At 71.0% G+C, this 17,725-nt stretch carries 19 protein-coding genes; 2 read left to right on the forward strand and 17 right to left on the reverse strand.

Annotation, left to right across the window (positions count from 1 at the left end; translation table 11 throughout):
- Window positions 1–183: 183 nt before the first annotated feature.
- Window positions 184–873, forward strand: a complete 690-nt coding sequence (locus ACH34Q_RS12090) for a lytic polysaccharide monooxygenase (RefSeq protein ID WP_395982934.1) — start codon at window positions 184–186, stop codon at window positions 871–873.
- The gene (locus ACH34Q_RS12095) at window positions 870–1,433 is read left to right on the forward strand and encodes a DUF305 domain-containing protein (protein WP_395982935.1); all 564 of its coding nucleotides are present in this window, start codon (window positions 870–872) and stop codon (window positions 1,431–1,433) included. Before ACH34Q_RS12090 ends, ACH34Q_RS12095 begins: the two co-directional genes overlap by 4 nt.
- Here the strand turns inward: ACH34Q_RS12095 and ACH34Q_RS12100 are convergent.
- The 17 genes from ACH34Q_RS12100 to ACH34Q_RS12180 all read right to left on the reverse strand — a co-directional run bounded on the left by ACH34Q_RS12100 (window position 1,424) and on the right by ACH34Q_RS12180 (window position 17,590).
- Window positions 1,424–2,536 carry a polysaccharide pyruvyl transferase family protein gene (locus ACH34Q_RS12100; RefSeq protein ID WP_395982936.1) on the reverse strand — a complete coding sequence of 371 codons (1,113 nt, stop codon included), beginning with the start codon at window positions 2,534–2,536 and terminating at the stop codon, window positions 1,424–1,426. The genes ACH34Q_RS12095 and ACH34Q_RS12100 overlap by 10 nt on opposite strands.
- Window positions 2,537–2,574: 38 nt before the next feature.
- Complete coding sequence (locus ACH34Q_RS12105; protein WP_395982937.1) at window positions 2,575–3,087, reverse strand: hypothetical protein; 513 nt, start codon at window positions 3,085–3,087, stop codon at window positions 2,575–2,577.
- An 8-nt stretch (window positions 3,088–3,095) separates the two neighbouring features.
- Complete coding sequence (locus ACH34Q_RS12110) at window positions 3,096–3,650, reverse strand: hypothetical protein (protein WP_395982938.1); 555 nt, start codon at window positions 3,648–3,650, stop codon at window positions 3,096–3,098.
- 16 nt (window positions 3,651–3,666) lie between these two features.
- On the reverse strand, window positions 3,667–4,218 hold the full coding sequence (locus ACH34Q_RS12115; RefSeq protein ID WP_395982939.1) for a hypothetical protein: 552 nt from the start codon (window positions 4,216–4,218) through the stop codon (window positions 3,667–3,669).
- A gap of 18 nt (window positions 4,219–4,236) precedes the next feature.
- A complete protein-coding gene (locus tag ACH34Q_RS12120; RefSeq protein WP_395982940.1) occupies window positions 4,237–4,731 on the reverse strand; it encodes a hypothetical protein in 495 nt (164 codons plus the stop codon).
- On the reverse strand, window positions 4,728–5,978 hold the full coding sequence (locus tag ACH34Q_RS12125; protein WP_395982941.1) for an MlaD family protein: 1,251 nt from the start codon (window positions 5,976–5,978) through the stop codon (window positions 4,728–4,730). The genes ACH34Q_RS12120 and ACH34Q_RS12125 overlap by 4 nt, the downstream gene beginning before the upstream one ends.
- Complete coding sequence (locus ACH34Q_RS12130; RefSeq protein ID WP_395982942.1) at window positions 5,975–7,057, reverse strand: MCE family protein; 1,083 nt, start codon at window positions 7,055–7,057, stop codon at window positions 5,975–5,977. The genes ACH34Q_RS12125 and ACH34Q_RS12130 overlap by 4 nt, the downstream gene beginning before the upstream one ends.
- Window positions 7,057–8,076, reverse strand: coding sequence for an MCE family protein (locus ACH34Q_RS12135; protein ID WP_395982943.1), 1,020 nt, complete (start codon window positions 8,074–8,076; stop codon window positions 7,057–7,059). Before ACH34Q_RS12135 ends, ACH34Q_RS12130 begins: the two co-directional genes overlap by 1 nt.
- Window positions 8,076–9,161, reverse strand: coding sequence for an MCE family protein (locus tag ACH34Q_RS12140; RefSeq protein ID WP_395982944.1), 1,086 nt, complete (start codon window positions 9,159–9,161; stop codon window positions 8,076–8,078). The genes ACH34Q_RS12135 and ACH34Q_RS12140 overlap by 1 nt, the downstream gene beginning before the upstream one ends.
- On the reverse strand, window positions 9,158–10,198 hold the full coding sequence (locus tag ACH34Q_RS12145) for an MCE family protein (RefSeq protein ID WP_395982945.1): 1,041 nt from the start codon (window positions 10,196–10,198) through the stop codon (window positions 9,158–9,160). The genes ACH34Q_RS12140 and ACH34Q_RS12145 overlap by 4 nt, the downstream gene beginning before the upstream one ends.
- On the reverse strand, window positions 10,195–11,478 hold the full coding sequence (locus ACH34Q_RS12150; RefSeq protein ID WP_395982946.1) for an MCE family protein: 1,284 nt from the start codon (window positions 11,476–11,478) through the stop codon (window positions 10,195–10,197). The genes ACH34Q_RS12145 and ACH34Q_RS12150 overlap by 4 nt, the downstream gene beginning before the upstream one ends.
- On the reverse strand, window positions 11,475–12,320 hold the full coding sequence (locus ACH34Q_RS12155) for an MlaE family ABC transporter permease (RefSeq protein ID WP_395982947.1): 846 nt from the start codon (window positions 12,318–12,320) through the stop codon (window positions 11,475–11,477). The genes ACH34Q_RS12150 and ACH34Q_RS12155 overlap by 4 nt, the downstream gene beginning before the upstream one ends.
- A gap of 3 nt (window positions 12,321–12,323) precedes the next feature.
- A complete protein-coding gene (locus ACH34Q_RS12160; protein ID WP_395983070.1) occupies window positions 12,324–13,025 on the reverse strand; it encodes an MlaE family ABC transporter permease in 702 nt (233 codons plus the stop codon).
- An 80-nt stretch (window positions 13,026–13,105) separates the two neighbouring features.
- Entirely contained in the window at window positions 13,106–13,639 is a 534-nt protein-coding gene (locus ACH34Q_RS12165; protein WP_395982948.1) for a hypothetical protein, read from the reverse strand.
- A gap of 77 nt (window positions 13,640–13,716) precedes the next feature.
- Entirely contained in the window at window positions 13,717–14,964 is a 1,248-nt protein-coding gene (locus ACH34Q_RS12170) for a lipase family protein (protein WP_395982949.1), read from the reverse strand.
- A 143-nt stretch (window positions 14,965–15,107) separates the two neighbouring features.
- Window positions 15,108–16,265 carry a DUF6801 domain-containing protein gene (locus ACH34Q_RS12175; protein ID WP_395982950.1) on the reverse strand — a complete coding sequence of 386 codons (1,158 nt, stop codon included), beginning with the start codon at window positions 16,263–16,265 and terminating at the stop codon, window positions 15,108–15,110.
- Between the two features lie 119 nt (window positions 16,266–16,384).
- Window positions 16,385–17,590, reverse strand: coding sequence for a DUF6801 domain-containing protein (locus ACH34Q_RS12180; protein WP_395982951.1), 1,206 nt, complete (start codon window positions 17,588–17,590; stop codon window positions 16,385–16,387).
- Window positions 17,591–17,725 lie beyond the last annotated feature (135 nt).

Consider the following 17,725-nt stretch of genomic DNA (forward strand, 5'->3'; position numbering starts at 1 on the left):
CCTTCCGGCGCCTGTCCTTGTAGCGGTTTGACGATTTTCGAGGCCGCTCGGGCCTGGTCCGGTGCGCCAACTGGGGTGGTCGTCCGGGCGCCTGAGGACGGGTCTTGCCGGACGGTGACGGGCCGGTTAGCGTGATTAATTAATAAGAAACTTTCCTGTCAGCTCCCGCAGGAAGGAAAGACCATGCGCTCCCCCCGCACGAAGGCCGTCGTCGCGGCCGTCACACTCCCGACCGCGTCCGTGGCCGTACTGGTCGCGTCCGCCGGTCCGGCCGCAGCGCACGGCACCATGTCCGACCCGCCGAGCCGCGTCTACGTCTGCAAGAACGAAGGCCCCGAGAACCCGAAGTCGGAGGCGTGCAAGGCGGCCGTCGCCGCCGCCGGAACGCAGGCCTTCTACGACTGGAACGAGGTGTCGCTGCTGGACGCGGGCGGGCGGCACCGGGAGATCATCCCGGACGGCCAGCTGTGCGGTGCCGGCCGGGCGAAGTACCGCGGCCTGAACCTCCAGCGCACCGACTGGCCCGCCAGGCGCGTCTCGCCAGGGCCGCTCACGATCACCTACCACGCGACCGCCCCGCACTCGAACAGCAACTTCGAGTTCTACATCACGCGCGCGGGATGGGATCCCTCCCAGCCGCTGCGCTGGTCGGACCTCGTCCACCTGAGGACGTTCAACGGCCAGAACCCCACCACGTTCACCAAGTGGACGATCGACATCCCGCAGCGCACCGGACGGCACGTCGTGTACTCGATCTGGCAGCGGGTCGTGGGCAGCGCCGAGGCCTTCTACACCTGTTCCGACGTGGACTTCGGTGGAACGAGCCAGGCCGCCGCCACCCCGCCGGCGGACGGCCAGAGCCCGCCGCGATGAAGTACGCGGCCCTGGCGGTGCTCACCGCCGGCGTCCTGCTGCTGCTCGCCCCGTTCGGAGCCGGTCGTTCATCGAACGGCTCCGCCGGGGCGCGCGGCTTCAACGGCACCGACGTGATGTTCCTGCAGATGATGCTCCCGCACCAAGGCCAGGCGGTGAAGGTGGCCCGCCTGGCCCGCCGGCATCCCGTACGGCCCGAGGTCAGGACACTGGCGGCGGCGATCGAGACCACCCAGCGCGGCGAGGCGCGGCGGATCATGGAACGGCTGCGCGCCTGGGAACGCCCGCAGCGCGCACCCTCGGACGCCCACGCCGCGCACGGCGGCGTCGTCCCCGAGACCACCGACGCGGAGATCGAGGCGCTGGACCGTACCCCGGCCGACCGGTTCGAGCGCGCGTTCCTCAACCTCCTGATCGCCCACCAGGACGACGCCGTACAACTGGCCCGCATGGAGACCGGCCGCGGCCAGGACGCGTGGACCAGGCAACTCGCGAGAACCGTCGACCGATCCCGCTCAGCGCAGATCACCCGAATGCTGGCCCTCGTGGGTCAGGGGTAGATCTTGGTGGCGGTGGCGGCTTTGGCTTCGTGGAGCGCGTGCAGGGCCTTGGCCGGGAATCCGCCTTGTACGGGGCGGTCCGGGATCCGGGACGTGTCGGTCAGGGTCCAGCCGCTGCCGCGTTCGATGAGGGAACGGTGCTTGGTGGAGTAATAGTCGGGATTGACCGACACGGCGATGCCGCTCGCGCCGGCGGCCGCGGCCAGCAGGTGGGGGTGGAAGCGGGTCGAGATCCAGGTCTGGCCGGGGCCGGCGGGCAGGCCGTGCTCCCAGATCCCGGCGAACGGGTAGAACCGCATGCCGGGAAAGTGCGGTTCGAGCATGTCGTAGATCGCCCGGTCGGCTCCCGGGATGCCTTCCACGAGGCCCACCCGGTCACCGGGTACGCCCCAGGCGCGCAGGGTGTCGGCCACGAACGCGGCCAATGCGGGCTGGGGCATGTCCAGCAGGTCCGATTGCAGGCACAGCATGACTTCGCGCAAGGGCTCCTGGCGTTGCCAGTACAGGTGCGGGCCGAGGTCCAGGAAGAGGTCGTCGCCTGTGGAGCCGACCGTCGTGGCATCGCCGAGCAGGCCGGCGGACGGCTCGTCCCGTACGTCGGCCAACTCGAAGTGGGCCGCCAGGCCTCGCAGCATGGGCGTGGCGTGGTCGGCGACCGGCCACAGGCCCTGGCCTGTCATCACCGCGCGGCCGCCCGATCGCTGAACGGCGCCCACGGCCGCGGCCAGCAGGCCGTAGTGCTTGGGCCAGATGGCGTTGATGTATCCGCCGCCGATGATGTGGACGATCTCGGCACGCGCGGCCAGTTCGATGCCGGCCGCCCAGCGGGGTGCCATCCCGGGGTTGTGCATCGCGTCCCGTACCCAGCGGGTGAGTCCCCACGGCTCCTCGCCCGGAGCCTCCCAGCACAGCCGCCAGAACGTGTCGGTGAAGCGGGCCTTCGGATGGATGCCGTCCAGCAGCACCGCCGCCGCGCCGGGGCTCGGGCAGTCCAGCCATACCTCGGTCTCCGGGGCGGTCCGGGCCAGATGGCGGAGCCAGAGGGCGGCGATCAGCTCGTCGCCGTAGTTCGGGAACCCGGTCGTACCGACGAGGTAGATCATCACACCAACCGTTCGTGAGCGGCCGAATCCGACGAAGGCTATCCGCGCGGGGCGGTGAAGGTGTCGATGTCGGAGATCTGCCAGCGTCCGGAGCGGCGTACCGCGTCGACCGCGAGCATGGCGGCGGCGTAGGAGGTACGGCCGTCCGAGCCGCGGGTGCTGCGCTGGTCGGCGAAGATCAGGAGGCGGGCGCGGTCGCCCTGGAGCATCTTCACGGCGCCGTCGGTGACGGTGGTGGTGAGGACCAATCGCTCTTGCGGGGCCTGCCGGCGGACGGGGGCGAACATCGCGTCGTACTGCTGGACGGCCTTGCCCACCAGGAGTGTACGGGCGGCGCGTTCGGTCTTCGCGATGTCGGCGTGGTCGTAGGAGAAGACCGTGTTGACGATGTCGGTGACGCCGCCCTTGACCTCGCTTGTACGGGCGGCATCGGCGAGCGCCGCGTTCCGTGCGGCCGGGGCGTCGCGCAGGCTTTCGGCCTGCTGGTGGGACCAGACGGTCATGCCGCCCAGCAGGACCGTCACTGTGGCAAGGACTGCGGGCCACCGCATGGGTTCTCCTATCCGTTCGCGACGGGGGCCTGGCCGAGGGCGCTGAGTTTCCAGCCCGCGGCGGTCCTGGTCAGTTCGCCGATGAGGCGGCTCTGCTTGGTGGCGGGGTCGCCCTTGGGCGGGGTCACGGTGATCGCGATGGCCACGATGACGCGGGCGCGGCCGGCGTGGGTGTCGAGTTCGGTGACGGCGGCTTCGAGGATCCGGGCGCTGGTGATCGTCCGGGCCTCGCCGACCTGGCGTGCGAAGCCGGCCCGGCCCTGCACGATGTCGCGGTAGAGGTCGCTGGTGGCGGAGTCCTGCCAGCTCTTGAGGCTGCGGTCGAGGGAACGGTAGTCCAGGGTGTTGAGGTTCTGGATCGCCTGCTCACCGTCGCGCAGTACCTGGTCGCGGGTGGCGGCGTAGCGCAGTGAGTCGTCGTGTTCCGCCGCGTACCACGACCATCCCGACCACGTGGCGGCGATCGCGGCGATGGCGGCCAGGGCGATCGCCACGGGCTGGACGTTCCGTGGTTTCCTGCGTGTCGCCGGTTCGGGCTTGGCGACTTCGGTCGTGGCGGTCATCGGGGCCTCCTTCGCATCAGCGGGCCTTCAGTTCGGTGATGCGCCACTGGCCGTCGCGGAGCGCCGCCATCACCGACAGCTGGGCCGGGGCGACCGAGCCGCTGGGTTCGCCCGCTCGGGTGGCCGCCTGGTCGAGGAAGACCAGGAGGCGCGCGGTGTCCCCGGTCAGGGTGACCACTCCGGCCCGTACGACGCGGGTGTTCAGGGCGAGGCGCTGCGCCGGTGCCTGCTGCTTCACCTCGGCGAACAGCCGGCGATGGTCGTCGGCGGCCCGGCCCGCCAGGGTCTGCGACGCGGCCCGCTCGGCGCCGGCGGTGTCCTCGGGGGTATAGGAGAAGACCTTCGTCAGCGCGTTGCTCACATCGCCGATGACCTTGGTCGTCGCGTCGGCATCGGCCAGTGCCCGGTTGGAGGAGGACGGGCGGTCGCTCGCGGGCAGCACCAGCAGGCCGCAGGCGGCGAGGACGATGAGCGATGCCAGGGTGAGGCCTGTCCTGCCGCGCCTCTTCTTGACGACCGGGTTCTTGACGACCGGTTTCCGGGCGATCGGTTCCTTGTCGGTGGGCAACGTGGTCCTCCCTGCCGGTCAGCGGGCGCTGACCGGGATCGCCGTGAGCGAGGTGAGCTTCCAGCCGCCGGGCGTGCGGGCCAGCCCGGCCTCGTAGCGCTTGCGCTGTACGGCCGGTGCGCCGTTCGGCGGGGTGAGGCGGATCTGGACGGTGGCGATGAGCCGGGCGCTCCCGGCCCGTACGTCCAGGGCGGTGAGGGCGGCGTCGTCGACCGTGGCCGTCGCGGTCGTGCGGGCCTTGACGATCTGCTGCTCGCTGCCGGGCGCCTCGCGGACGAGCCGTTCGCGCAGCGGCCCCGTCGAGACGTCCTGCCATTGCCGCAGCCCGGCGTCGCTCTGCGTCCAGGTCATGCTGTTGAGCACCGCGACCTGCCGCTGGCCGGTACGGAGCACCAGGTCGCGGGCCTGTCCGATGTCGTCGCCGTCGGCCTGCTCGGCCTGCGAGTACGTCCAGCCCGACCAGGCGAGGAAGGCGAGCGCGGCCACGATCGCCAAGCGGGCGGCCGCGGTCATCCTCCGGCTCCCGTCAGGCCGAGCAGCCCGCGCATGTCCGGGGCCTCCGACGGGGGAAGGGCGGGCAGTCCGAGCGCGCCCGGCAGCGACGATGACGCGTTCCCCATGAGGGAGCCGGGACGGGCCGGTTCCGGGACGCCGCCGCGCGGGGCGTTGGCGGCGCCGCGTACGCCGACACCGCTGGAGGCGGGCATCGTGCAGCGGGCGGCGGTGTTCAGCGGCGGGCCGGACGAGGTGTCCAGGCCGTTGCGGTACGTCGTGCCGCCGTACCCGCTGGTGCACGGCAGCGGCCGGAAGAAGGTCGCCACCATGCCGTAGTTGAGCCGTCCGCTCTCCACCACGGACGAGCCGGCCGCGACGGCTTGGGGCACCTTGACCAGCAGTTCCTCCAGGCCGTCGACGCGGGTGACGAGGAGGTCGGAGGTGGTGAGCAGGTTGGCGACCACCACGCTCAGGGCGGGGTCGAGGTCGCGGACCAGCCCGGCGAACTGTTCGGACGCTCCGGGCGCGGCGGCGATCAGGCGGCGCAGATCGGTATCGGACGCGCGCAGTTGCCGGGCGAGCAGGCCCGCGTCGCGGCCGAACGCCTTCAGCGCCGCGGCCTCCTCGTTCTGGGTCCGCATGACCGTCTCGGCGTCCACGATCAGCCGCGTGGTCGGCTCGGCGTGCCGGTCGGCCTCGCGGATGAAGGCGCCGCTACTGTCCAAGAGGACCTGGAGGTTCTGGCTCTGCCCGTTGAACGCCGTGCCGAGCTCGTCCACCAGCGTCCGCAGCGAGTCGAGCGGAACGGAGCCGGCCAGATCGCTGACGCTCCTCAGCAGATCGGTCACCGGCGCGGGGGTCTGGGTGGCGGTACGCGGGATCCGCGAGCCGGCGGCCAGGTACGGTCCGCCGCCGGCCGCCGGCTGCAGGTCGATGTACTGCTCGCCGACCGCGGAACGGTTGGTCACCGTGGCCGTGCTGCCGGCCGGAATCTTGGGCGCCGACTTCTCGATGCGCAGGTCGGCGACCACGCCGTCGTGCGTCAGGCGCACCGGACCGACCCGGCCGACGGAGACGCCCCGGTACGTGACGTCGGCGTGTTCCAGCAGGCCGCCAGCTTCACCGAGCTCCACCTGGACGATGTAGTCGCCGTCGAAGCCCACGTACCGGCCGAGGTCGGCGTACCGGATGCCGACGAAGGCGAGCGCGCAGACCCCCAGGACCACGAACGCCAGGACCTTGACCCGAATCGCAAGAGTGATCATTGGTCGGGCACTCCTCGGTCGCCGCCGGCGGGCGGCAGGGGCAGCGGCGGCGCGTCCCCGGCGCCCTTCGGCTTGATCGGCGGGACGATCCGCGTCCCGGGAGGCGCGCTCATCGACAGGTAGACGTTGAGGTAGTCGCCCTTGATCGCGGGCAGCACGGCGTCGGTGAACGGGTACGTGAGCAGCACCTGGAGCGACCGGGGCAGGTCCCGGCCCGAGTCCGCCAGCTCGCGCAGGGTCGGTTCGAGGGCCTTGAGATCGGCGATCATGTCGTCCCTGCTCCGGTCGATGGTCACGACCGCGACGTCCGACAGCCGGTCCAGCGACGTGAGCATCCTGACCAGCGCGCCGCGCTGGCTCTCCAGCACCTTGAGCCCGGGGGCCAGGTCGTCCAGGACGGTGCCGATCTGCCGCTCCTGGCCGTTGAGCGTCGCCGACAGCCGGTTCAGCCCGTCGAGCGCGTCGGTGATGCCCTTGCGGTTGCCGTTCAGCGTCGAGGTCAGCGCGGTGACGCGTTCGAGCATCGACCGGATCTGCGGCTCGTTGCCGTTCAGCGCGTGGTTGAGCTCGGTCGTGATCGTGCGGACCTGGTTGAGGCCGCCGCCGTTCAGCAGCAGCGACAGCGCGCCGAAGACCTCCTCGACCTCGGGGTTGCGGTTGGTCCGCGACATCGGGATCACGGCGCCGGCGGCCAGCGTGCCGGTGGCCGTGCCGCCGGGCGGCGGGGTCAGCGCGATGTACTTCTCGCCGAGCAGGTTGGACTGCCCGAGCTGCGCGTACGCGTTGGCCGGCAGCCGCACGCCGCGGTTGACGAGCATCGTGACCTCGGCGGCCCAGCCGCGCGGCGGCAGCGACACCCTGACGACCCGGCCGACCGCGACGTCGTTCACCTTCACCGCCGACTGCGGGACCAGGTTGAGGACGTTCGCGAACTGCGCGGTCACCGTGTACGGGCGATCGCCCACATCGGCGCCGCCGGGCAGCGGCAGGTCCTGGACGCCCTTCATCCCGGGGATGCCGCAGCCGGTCAGGGCCAGCGAGGCGGTGAGGGCGATGGTCGCGTGGAGGGAGCGGCGCATCAGCGGCCTCCCCCGTCCACGGCCGGCAGGGGCAGCGGCGGACCGCCGGGCCTGCTCAGCTCGTTGAGGTTGGCGCGGCCCATCAGCGCCTTGCGGTCCGGGTCGTACGCGTTGAGGACGTTGCCCACGTTGAGCGGCTGTACGTCCAGGGCCTCGGCGAGCGAGCGGCGCTGGTCGACGAGGACCTGCGTGATCGAGGCCAGCTTGTTCACGTTCGACCGGACCAGTGCCCGGTTGTCCTCGATGAACGCCTTCACCTTGCCGAGGGCATCGGCCAGCTGGGTGAGCGCGGCGGCGAGGTTGTGGCGATCCTCGGCGAGGAATCCCGACACCTCGGCGAGCTGCCGTTCCGCCTGCCTGACCTGCCCGTCGTTGTTCCGCAGCATGGTGGTGAACTTCTGCAGGTTGCCGATGGTGGAGAACAGGTCGTCCTGCGAGCCGGTCAGCGTCTTGGCGGCCTTGCCGAACCGCTCGATCGTGGTGCCGAACGCCTCGCCGTTCCCGTCGAGGTTGGCCGCTCCGGTACGGATCGCGTCCGAGAGCGCGCCGTCCCGGTCGAGACCGTTCGGGCCGAGGTCGGCGGCGAGCTTCGTCACCGTGGCGTAGATCGTGTCGATCTCCATGGGGGTGACGGTGCGCTCGACCGGGATCACCGCGCCGGAGGCGAATCGGGGGCCACCGGTGTAGGCGGGCGAGAGCTGCACGTACCGGTCGGCGACCACGCTCGGCGTGATCACCAGGGCGCGCGCGGCGGCCGGGATCTCGATCCCGTGGTCCACTCGCATGGCCACCCTGACCCGGGCGGGCTCCGGCCGGACGGACTCGATCGTGCCGACCTTCACGCCCAGCACCCGGACGTCGGAGCCCACGTGCACGCCGACCGCCTGCTTGAAGTAAGCGGTGACCTTCGGGCCCGGCGCGTCCCGCAGGACGGCCGCCACCGCGCCCGCCAGCGCCAGGACCGCGACCCCGGCGATCAGCACCAGCGCGGGATGCCGCGCCTTGCGAGGGAATCTCATCAGCGACCTCTCGGCTTGGGGGGCATGCAGCCACGTTCCGGTGACGTGCCGGGCGGGAGGTAGTTCCTGGGGACGACGCCGCACAGGTAGCCGTCCATCCACCGGCCGTTGCCGAGCGAGTTGCCGACCAGCCGGGTGTACGGGCCGGCCAGTGACAGCGCCCGGTCGAGGTCGCCCCTGTTGCGTTCGAGCAGGGCGGTGACCTCTTCGAGGGAGCGCAGCGCGGGCCCCAGCTGCCGCTGGTTGTCGTCGATCAGGCCGGACAGCTCGCTGGACAGCCGCTGGGTCCCGACCAGGAGCCCGTGCACGGCGTCCCGGCGCCGCCTCAGCTCGCCGAGCAGCAGGTTGCCGTCCTTGAGCAGCGTCTCGACCTGGGCGCTCTGGTCGGCCATCGTTCCGGAGAACCGGTCGGCGCCGTCCAGGAGCCGCCTCAGCTCCGCGTCCCGGGACGCGATCACCTTCGACAGCGCGGTCACGCCGTCCAGGGCCGTCCGTACGGCCGGGGGCGTGCCCGCGAACGTCGCCGACAGGGTCTGCAGGCTCTTGCCGAGCTGCGCCGAGTCGAGGTCGACGAGCGACTTGCTCAGATCGTCGAACGCGGTGGTCACGTCGTAGGGCGACATCGTCCGGCTCGACGGGATCCGGCGCCTGGGGTCCTGCGGGCCGGTGCCCAGCGGGTCGACGGCCAGGAACTTGTCGCCGAGCACGGTCTTGATCGAGATCGCGGCCGTGCTGGTGTCACCGATCCAGGCGTCCTTGACCCGGAACGACACATCGACCTTCCCGCGATCGAGCTTGACCCCCATGACCTTGCCGACCTTGACGCCGGCGATCCTGACCTCGTTGCCGGGACGCAGCCCGGCCGCCTCGGTGAAGTGGGCCCGGTAGGTCGTACCGCCGCCGATGAGCGGCAGATCGGCGGCGCGGTAGGCGAGGCTTCCGGCGATCAGCAGCAGGGCCAGGCCGACGGCGCAGACCGTGATCGGATTGCGCTCGCGTACCGGGGTCCAGCGCGGCCACCGTGGGCGCCGACGCTCCGTACGCCGCCCTTCCGGGCGCTGCGGATTCCCGCGTCGCCCGGTCATGAGCGGCACCTCGCGGCGGTGATGGCGATCCCGGTCGGCGGCGGGAGCTGCGCGTCCGGGTACTGCTTGTACGTGGCGCCCGTCAGCTTGGCCTCGCACAGGAAGAGGTTCAGCCAGGAGCCGTACGAGCCGAGGCGGCCGATGGCCTGCGTCTTGACAGGGAGCATGTCGAGGAACTTCTCCACGGTGGCCGACTCGTCGGCCAGGTTGTCCGACAGCCGCCCCAGCTGGGCGATGTCCTTCTTGAGCGGTGCCCGGCCGGCCTGGAGCAGGCCGGCGGTGGTGGTGGCGAGGTCGTCCAGGGCACTGACCGCCTCGCCGATCGGGACGCGGTCGGCCGACAGCCCGGAGATGAGGCGGCGCAGGGTGGTGACCAGGTCGACCAGCCGCCCGCTGCGGGCGTTGAGGGTGTCCAGCAGCCCGTTCAGGTTGCCGATGACCTGCCCGATGACCTGGTCCTTGCCCGCGATGGTGCCGGTGAGCGAGCCGACGGTGGCCAGCAGGCTCTCCATCGTCCCGCCCTCGCCCTGGAACACCTGGATGATCGAACCGGCCAGCTTGTTGACGTCGGCCGGTGACAGCGCCTGCATCAGCGGCTTGAACCCGTTGAACAGCTGCGTCAGGTCGAGCGCCGGCCGCGTCCGCTCCAGCGGGATCGTCGCGCCGGGACGCAGCTCGCCCGGCGCTCCGGTGCCCCGGTCGAGTTCCACGTAGCGCTGGCCGACGAGGTTGACGTACTTGATGGTGGCCGTCGCCGTGGCGGGCAGCGCGCGCTGCCGGTCCACCGAGAACCGCACCAGCGCGGTCCGCCGTCCGGTCAGGCCGACCTCGTCCACCCGGCCGATCTGGACGCCGGCGATCCGTACGCTGTCGCCCTTCCGCAGCCCGGAGGCGTCGCTGAACCTCGCCTTGTACGCGACGGTGTCGCCGACGTTGGTCTGCGCGATGCTGACCGCCAGCACGGCGGTGGCGAACACGGTCACCGCCGTGAACAGCAGCGACTTGACCAGCGGTGTGAGCAGGCCCTTGCGGTTCAACGGACCGTCACCTCCCTGCCCCGGTAGATGGGGCCGACGAGCACGCTGCTCCAGTCCGGCAGTGCGCTGGGGACCTCGTTCATGCCGGGCGCCAGCAGCTCGTTGACCAGGCGGTTCTCCTCCGGGGAGTTGAGCAGGCCGAGCCCGCCACGGGCGATCTTGACCGCGCCGGCGCTCTTCGGCCCGGCCGTGGAGGCGGTACCGCCCGTGTACGGGAGCGGGTAGCAGTCAGGCCCGCTCTTGGCCCGGTAGACCGGCCGGTCCTTGCCGGGCAGGTAGCGTCCGCTGGACGGCATCGTCGTGACGTCCACGTGCAGGCCGGGCTGCTTGGTGCCCTTGCCCAGGACCTTGTCCATCTTCGGGATGAAGTCGTTCAGCATGCGCAGCGTGCAGGGCAGCTCGGGCGAGTACTTCGCCAGCAGCTCCAGGCTGGGCCTGCTGTGCGCCGCCAGCCGGATGATGTTCTGGGAGTTCTCCACCAGGAAGTCGCCGAGGTCCTGGGAGGCGGCGGTCACCGACGAGTAGACCGCGCTCAGCTCGGCCCGCTGGTCGGCCAGGGTCCTGCTGGTGTACGTGGCGTCGCTGAGGGCCTGGATGACCTCGGGAACGGCCTCGCCGTAGTTGCGGGTCAGCCGTACCAGCTCGGTGATGTCGCGGTTGAGGGCAGGCAGGGCCGGGTTGACCTTCTTGAGGTAGGCCTCCAGCTCGACCATGCTCTCCCCCAGTTGTGTGCCCCGGCCGTCCAGTGCCTGGGAGATCGCGCTCAGCGTGGTCGACAGCTCGGCCGGCTGGACGGCGGTGAGCAGCGGCATCAGATCGTCCATCACCTCCTGCAGCTCGATCGCGCTGGACGAGCGGTCCTGGCTGATGACGGCGCCGGCGGCGAGGCGCCGCGGGCTGGGCCGCGAGGGCGGGATCAGCGCCACGTACCGCTGCCCGAACAGCGTCGTGGGCAGCATCTGCGCGGACACGTCGGCGGGCAGCAGGTGCAGCTTGTCCGGGTGCATCGCGAGCTTGAGCGTCGCGCCCGACCCGTTCGCGGAGATCTCCCGTACCTCGCCGACCGTGACGCCGCGCAGCTTGACGTCGGCGTACTGGTGCAGCGCGTTGCCCGTCGCGGCGGTGTGCAGCGTCACCATGGACACCTGGGTGAACCGCTTGTCGTACACCGCGATGGACAGCGCCACCAGCAGCGCCGGGACCAGCAGGAAGGCCACGCCGGCCAGCCGCCGCCCGAACATCTGGGCGGTCTCGCCGTTCCTTCGCCGGGCGCCGCTCATCCGGCCACCTTCACCGTCGTCGTGGTGCCCCAGATCGCCAGGCTCATGAAGAAGTCGGTGATGCCGATCAGCAGGATGGACGTGCGGACCGCCTTGCCGACGGCCCGGCCCACACCGGCCGGGCCACCGGCGGCCCGGAAGCCGTAGTAGCAGTGCGAGACGACCACCATCACGCTGAACACGAAGACCTTGAGGAACGACAGCAGCACGTCGGCCGGCGAGAGGAACAGCCCGAAGTAGTGGTCGTAGGTGCCCGCCGACTGGTCGTTCACGAACACCGTGACCAGCCGGGCCGAGACGTACGAGCTGACCAGGCCGACCGCGTACAGCGGCATGATCGCCACGGTGCCGGCCACGATCCGGGTGGTCACCAGGTACGGCAGGCTCGGGATGCCCATGACCTCCAGCGCGTCGACCTCGTCGTTGATCCGCATCGCGCCGAGCTGGGCGGTGAACCCGGCGCCGACGGTGGCGCTCAGCGCCAGCCCGGCCACCAGCGGGGCGATCTCCCGGGTGTTGGCGTACGCGGAGGCGAACCCGGTGAACGCCGCGGAGCCGATCTGCTGCAGCGCCGAGTGGCCCTGCATGCCGACCACCACGCCCGTCGCGAGCGTCATCGCCATCATCACGCCGAGCGTGCCGCCGACGACGCCGAGCCCGCCGCTGCCGAACGCGACCTCCGCCAGCAGCCGCTGGACCTCCTTGAGGTAGCGGCGGATGACGCGCGGCGTCCACAGCAGCGCGCGCGTGTAGAAGATGAGCTGGTCGCCGGGCTGGTCCAGGAAGGCGAACCAGCGGCCGGGACCGCGCGGCCGGCGGCGGCCCAGGAGCGGGAGACCCATCGGTCACCCTCCCTTCGGGGGAACGACCTGCAGGTAGATCGCGGTGAGGACCATGTTCACGAGGAACAGCGCCAGGAAGGCGAACACGACCGCCTGGTTCACCGCGTCGCCGACGCCCTTGGGCCCCTTGCCCGGGTTCAGGCCCAGATAGCAGGCCACGACGCCGGCGATGAAGCCGAAGATCAGCGCCTTGAACTCGCCGACGTACAGGTCCGGCAGCTGGGCCAGGGCGGAGAAGCTCGCCAGGTAGGCGCCCGGCGTCCCGTCCTGCAGGAACACGTTGAAGAAGTAGCCCGCGCTGACGCCGACCACCGAGACCAGCCCGTTCAGCAGCACCGCGACGGCCATGCAGGCGACGACGCGCGGCACCACGAGCCGCTCGACCGGCGAGACGCCCAGCACCTCCAGCGCGTCGATCTCCTCGCGGATGGTCCGCGAGCCCATGTCCGCGCACATCGCCGCCCCGGCCACGCCGGAGACCAGCAGCGCCACCACCATCGGGCTGGCCTGCTGGATGATCACCAGCACGCTGGCCGCGCCGGTGAACGACTCGGCGCCCAGCTGCTTGATCAGCGAGCCGACCTGCAGCGAGGTCACCGCGCCGAACGGGATCGACACCAGCGCCGCCGGCAGGATCGTCACGCTGACGATGAACCAGAACTGCTCGACGAACTCGCGGAACTGGAACGGGCGGCGGAACAGCATCCCCAGGACCGTCGCGGCGAGCTGGAACACCTCGCCGCCCGTCCGGAACGCCTTCGCCGGGACGGTGATCGCGCGGCTGGTCACGAGGTCTTCTCGGCCTGGCAGCCCGGGGCCTTGGCGAACGCGCTGTTCAGCGCCGGGTTCGCCCGGAGGTCTTGCTGCGGCCCCTGGTAGCCGCTGTACGCGGCGAACGCGGCGCCGACCCGCTTGATCGCCCGCTGCAGCGACTTGGCGTCGGTCACCTTCGCCTTGCGCAGCTGCCTGCTGGCGGTGGTGACGGCCGAGCTCGTACTGGTGAGCCGGCCCATGGCGGTCGCGTGCACGGCCTGCCCGCCCGGCACCGGCGGCGCGCCGAGCCCCTGCATGTCCATCGACAGCGTCTTCAGCCGGGCCGAGATGTCATCGAGCATCGTGACGAGGTTCTGCTTGGACTGCACCACGTCGACGGCATCGATCTTGGGTACCGCCAGCGTCTTGCCCTGGTTCAGGACACCGCACGCCTTCCCCGCCCACGCGACCTCGGGGGCCTCCTTGGGCTCGTCCGAGCCGCATCCGGCCACGGAGAGGGCGGCCGACGAGGCCAGCGCGACTCCGACGATCAAACGGCGAACCATTGCGTTCTCCTTCTCTGCTGGGCACTGCTGCGCTGCTGGGCTCTGCTGCGGTCTGCCGGGCTCGCTGCGCCGCCCGGCTAGCAATTCGGGGTGGCGGGCTTTCCGGCGAACCGGTCGGCGATGAACGCCAGGACGTCCTGGCCGCCGCGCTGGATCAGCGTGATGTGGCTGAGGCCGTCCCAGGTCTTCCAGGTGACCTGCACGCCGAGCCGGCAGTACGCGTCGCGCAGCTCCTTGTGCTGCCCGAACGCGACGATCTCGTCGGCGGTCGAGTGGTACTGGAGGACGGGGACCTCGATGGGCTCGGTGCCCGGGGTGTTCTCGGCGACGCGGTCCAGCCAGGCCGTCGTCCCGTACGGGCTCGTCGTCGTGTAGTCCGGGACGGTCTTGCCCGCGTAGTCCAGCAGGAGTTCCAGCGTGCAGGCGTTCTTCTCGAAGTCGGCGAACATGGTCCGGCCGGCGTCGTTGAGGAACGAGTCGAGCTTGAGCTCCGGGTAGGCGTTGTCCATGCCCAGCAGGGAGTAGAGGAGGAACCCGAACGACTCGGCGCCCTCCAGGCCGATCCCCACGGCCGCGAGGTCCGACGGCACCCCGCCGCCGACGACGCCGGTGAGGTTCAGCTCCGGCGCGTACGCGGGCTGCTGCTGACCGGCCCACACCGCCGCGGCGCCGCCCTGGGAGTAGCCGCGGAAGACCGTCTTGGCGTCCTTCGACAGTCCCGTCTCGGGCAGCCGCTGGGCCGCGCGGACGGCGTCGGTGAGGGAATGGCCCATCGACTTGACGATGTAGGTCGTCTCCGGGTCCTTGTGGTAGCCCTCGTAGTCGGTGACGGCGACCGCGTACCCCTGCGCGAGCATGTCGTTCAGGCCGGCCTGCTCGTAGAAGGCGCCCTGGTCGATGAACCGCGACGGCGCGCACCGGAACGCGGGCCCGCTCGTACCGGGGCCGAACCCGACGATCGGGGCCTTCGCGCGGTCGCCCTTCTTCGGGACCAGGACGATCCCGGTCACGGCGACCGGCTTGCCGAGGGCGTCCGTGGACAGGTACATGACCTGCCACGCGTCGGCCAGCCGCCGCGCGGTCGGTGGTCCCGCCTTCGCGGGCCTGGCCCGGATGACGTCCCCCGGCGCACCCGCCGGCAGGGGCGACGGCGGCGTGTAGAAGTCGTCCCCGGGCGGGCCCGGGTCGGTCAGGGCCGCCGGGGCTCCGGACGGTGCCTGCGGGCTCGCGGCCGCCGTCCCCACCGAGACGAGCAGGGCGAGGGCGACGACGGCGGGCGCGACGAGCCGCGCCCGCCGGCGGCCTCGCGTGGTTTCGGCCAGCATCCTGGACCTCCCTTTTCTCAGTCCCGGCCCACGGTGCCCGGGTGTTGACTCGTGGCGTGTTCGCCTGGAACGGCGTGGCCGGAGGCGAACACGCCACGAGTCAACGGAAGCGAACGGCACGGCGAAGGATCGTGGACACCGCACTAGCGCTCCGGTTTCGGGGTGAGCGACAGCTGGACGGTGTTGCCGGGTCCGGCGATGGACGAGCTGAGCAGGCCGGTGAGCGGCCCGCAGTCGGTGAGCGGCGCCAGCTCGTAGGCGCCCTTGACCGTGCCGCCCTTGGCGGGATCGAAGGTGCCATCCGAGGTGAGGGCGATTTCGGACGGCTTCGCGGTCTGGCACTTCTCGCCGCCACCGATCGGGATGGCACCGAACACGGTCAACGACGGCAGCTTCGTGATCACCTGGCCGGCGGTGGTGAGGGTGCCGTTCGCGAACGTCCCGGTGGTCTTGCCCTGGGCCGCGTACGCGATGTCGGCGGTCACCGGCAGGAAGCCGAGGATCTTGAACTCACCCTTGGCCGGGTCCAGTGCCAGGTCCCCGGTGAGCTTGCCCGTACCGGCGTCCAGCGAGGCGTCCAGTCCGCCGCGCAGCGGGACCGTCCAGCCGCCGCCCGCCTTGATCGTGGACGAGCCGTTCAGCGAGTAGGCGTGCGCGCTCGGCTCGCCGCCACCGGGCTCGGTGATGTCGAACGTGGCCAGGACGTTGTTCTGGCCGGGGTTCTGGGTGCACTCGGACTCGAACGTGCCCAGGCCCGTCTCCAGCCCGTCGGCCGCTCGCGGAGTCAGCGTCAGGACGAGATCGCCGACCGTGACCTTCCCGGGGCCCGCCTGAGTGAACGTGAGGTCCGGGGACTTGCCCTTCCCCTGGACCGTGAAGCCGCCCGAGGCGGGCAGCGTCGTCTTGTCGAGGTCGGAGTCCACCCGGACCTCGAGGCCTTCGGGCGCCTCGGGCACCGTCAGCAGCGCGTCGGCGGCGGCGATCCCTTCGAGGGTCACCGAGTGGACCGCGACCAGGCCGCGGGCCGACGCGGCGTTCACCGTCGACACCGAGTCGACGGCGAATCCGGGCATCACCTCGCCGACCTTGACCGACGCGGGAACGTCCGTACTGATCCGTACCTGCACCGGCTGGGGACCGAGCAGGGGGAAGACGCACTGGTAGTCCAGCGGCAGCGTGACCGGGTCGGCCCCGGCCGGGCCCGCGCCCGCGACGCCGGCGAGACCGGAGGCGGTCACGGCCGCGGCGACGGCCATGGCCAGGACGCCCCTGGTCCTTCCTGATCTGTTCTCGATGCTCACGTGCTACCTCCGGGCCACCCGGCGCTCGCCCCGTGCCGGGCCTGTCTGGGGGATGGTCCCCGCCGCACCGGGGTGCGGCGGGGACCACCGTCTTCCGACCGTTCGCTCGCTACCGGGGGCTAGGCCGCCGGCTTGGGCGTGAGGTTGAGGTCGATGGTGTTGCCCTCACCGGCCGTGAAGATGCTGAGGATGCCGGTGAGCGGGCCGCAGTCGGCGATCGCGGACAGCGCGTACTGACCCTTGATCGAGCCGCCGACGTTGGGGTCGAAGAACTTGCCGTCCTCCGACTTGAGCGTGATGTCGGACGGCGTCTTGGTCTGGCACTTCTCGCCGCCACCGATCGGGATGGCACCGAACGCCTTGAACGACGACAGCTTGGTGATCACCTTGCTGGTGGTGGTGAGCTGCCCGTTCTGGTACGTGCCCGTCGTGGCGCCCTGGGAGGCCAGCGCGATGTCCGCGGCCACCGGCAGGAAGCCGAGGATCTTGAAGTCGCCCTTGGTCGGGTCGAGCTTCAGGTCCGCCGTCACGTCGCCGGTGTCCAGGTTCAGGTCGGCCCCCACGGAGCCGGTCAGCGGCGCCTTCCCGTTCGGCGCCTTCACGAAGGTCTCGCCCTTCAGCGTGAAGTCGTAGTGCTCACCACCAGGCGTGGGGGTGGGCGTGGGAGTAGGCGTGGGGGTGGGGGTGGGGGTGTCCGGGACGATGGAGAACGCGGCGAACGGCTCGTCCTGGCCCGGGTCCTTCGTGCAGGTGACGTCCCGGCCGCCGACCCAGACCGGGGAGCCGTCGGCCTTCGTCGGCTCGATGTGCTGCTTCAGGCCGGTGATGGTGATCTTGCCGTCGCCGGTCTGGGTGAACACCAGCTGCGGGGCGTCGCCCTCGGAGATCAGGTCCCACGACTGGTCCCGGGCCTGGGGGATGTCGACCTCGTTGATGACCACGTCGGTGGCCACCTCGAGGTTGGGGTCCTCCGGCACCGAGACCGTGGAGTCGGCCGTGGCGGTGCCCTTGAGCTTGGTCGCCTTGACCGCGAGGAGCCCGTTGTGGATGGCCGGCGTGATGTGCGCGGTCGCCTTGATGTGGAACGGCGGCGACAGCTCCCCGACCTTGATGGTCTTGGGGAAGTCCGACTCGATGTCGAGCGCGAGCGGCTGGTTGCCGATCAGCGGGAAGATGCAGTGGAAGTTCAGCTTCTGGTGGATCGGGTCGGCACTGGCCGGACCCGCCCCCAGAACGCCGAGCAGGGAGATGCCGAGGCCGCCGACGGCGGCCGCGGCCAGCCCTCTCGACGCGCTCTTGCGCCGCTTGCTGTGCGTGGCTTCCATTTTCTGCCTTTCGTGTCGTCCGAACGACCGTTTCTGGCCGGTAACCTACCGGCGGTAAATTTTGGAGTCTTGGGATTCCAATGACAATTTCCGGTGGCGCAGACTCACCATTGTCAGCAAGTCCATATGGCCGAA

This window comes from Actinomadura sp. 9N407 (assembly GCF_044326315.1).
Taxonomy (GTDB): Bacteria; Actinomycetota; Actinomycetes; order Streptosporangiales; family Streptosporangiaceae; genus Spirillospora.

Excerpts from the sequence above, each read along its gene's own strand:
- ACH34Q_RS12090 (WP_395982934.1), top strand. The coding sequence starts at position 184 with ATGCGCTCCCCCCGCACGAAGGCCGTCGTCGCGGCCGTCACACTCCCG.
- ACH34Q_RS12095 (WP_395982935.1), top strand. The coding sequence starts at position 870 with ATGAAGTACGCGGCCCTGGCGGTGCTCACCGCCGGCGTCCTGCTGCTG.
- ACH34Q_RS12100 (WP_395982936.1), bottom strand. The coding sequence starts at position 2,536 with ATGATCTACCTCGTCGGTACGACCGGGTTCCCGAACTACGGCGACGAG.
- ACH34Q_RS12105 (WP_395982937.1), bottom strand. The coding sequence starts at position 3,087 with ATGCGGTGGCCCGCAGTCCTTGCCACAGTGACGGTCCTGCTGGGCGGC.
- ACH34Q_RS12110 (WP_395982938.1), bottom strand. The coding sequence starts at position 3,650 with ATGACCGCCACGACCGAAGTCGCCAAGCCCGAACCGGCGACACGCAGG.
- ACH34Q_RS12120 (WP_395982940.1), bottom strand. The coding sequence starts at position 4,731 with ATGACCGCGGCCGCCCGCTTGGCGATCGTGGCCGCGCTCGCCTTCCTC.
- ACH34Q_RS12125 (WP_395982941.1), bottom strand. The coding sequence starts at position 5,978 with ATGATCACTCTTGCGATTCGGGTCAAGGTCCTGGCGTTCGTGGTCCTG.
- ACH34Q_RS12130 (WP_395982942.1), bottom strand. The coding sequence starts at position 7,057 with ATGCGCCGCTCCCTCCACGCGACCATCGCCCTCACCGCCTCGCTGGCC.
- ACH34Q_RS12135 (WP_395982943.1), bottom strand. The coding sequence starts at position 8,076 with ATGAGATTCCCTCGCAAGGCGCGGCATCCCGCGCTGGTGCTGATCGCC.
- ACH34Q_RS12140 (WP_395982944.1), bottom strand. The coding sequence starts at position 9,161 with ATGACCGGGCGACGCGGGAATCCGCAGCGCCCGGAAGGGCGGCGTACG.
- ACH34Q_RS12150 (WP_395982946.1), bottom strand. The coding sequence starts at position 11,478 with ATGAGCGGCGCCCGGCGAAGGAACGGCGAGACCGCCCAGATGTTCGGG.
- ACH34Q_RS12155 (WP_395982947.1), bottom strand. The coding sequence starts at position 12,320 with ATGGGTCTCCCGCTCCTGGGCCGCCGCCGGCCGCGCGGTCCCGGCCGC.
- ACH34Q_RS12160 (WP_395983070.1), bottom strand. The coding sequence starts at position 13,025 with ATGCTGTTCCGCCGCCCGTTCCAGTTCCGCGAGTTCGTCGAGCAGTTC.
- ACH34Q_RS12165 (WP_395982948.1), bottom strand. The coding sequence starts at position 13,639 with ATGGTTCGCCGTTTGATCGTCGGAGTCGCGCTGGCCTCGTCGGCCGCC.
- ACH34Q_RS12170 (WP_395982949.1), bottom strand. The coding sequence starts at position 14,964 with ATGCTGGCCGAAACCACGCGAGGCCGCCGGCGGGCGCGGCTCGTCGCG.
- ACH34Q_RS12180 (WP_395982951.1), bottom strand. The coding sequence starts at position 17,590 with ATGGAAGCCACGCACAGCAAGCGGCGCAAGAGCGCGTCGAGAGGGCTG.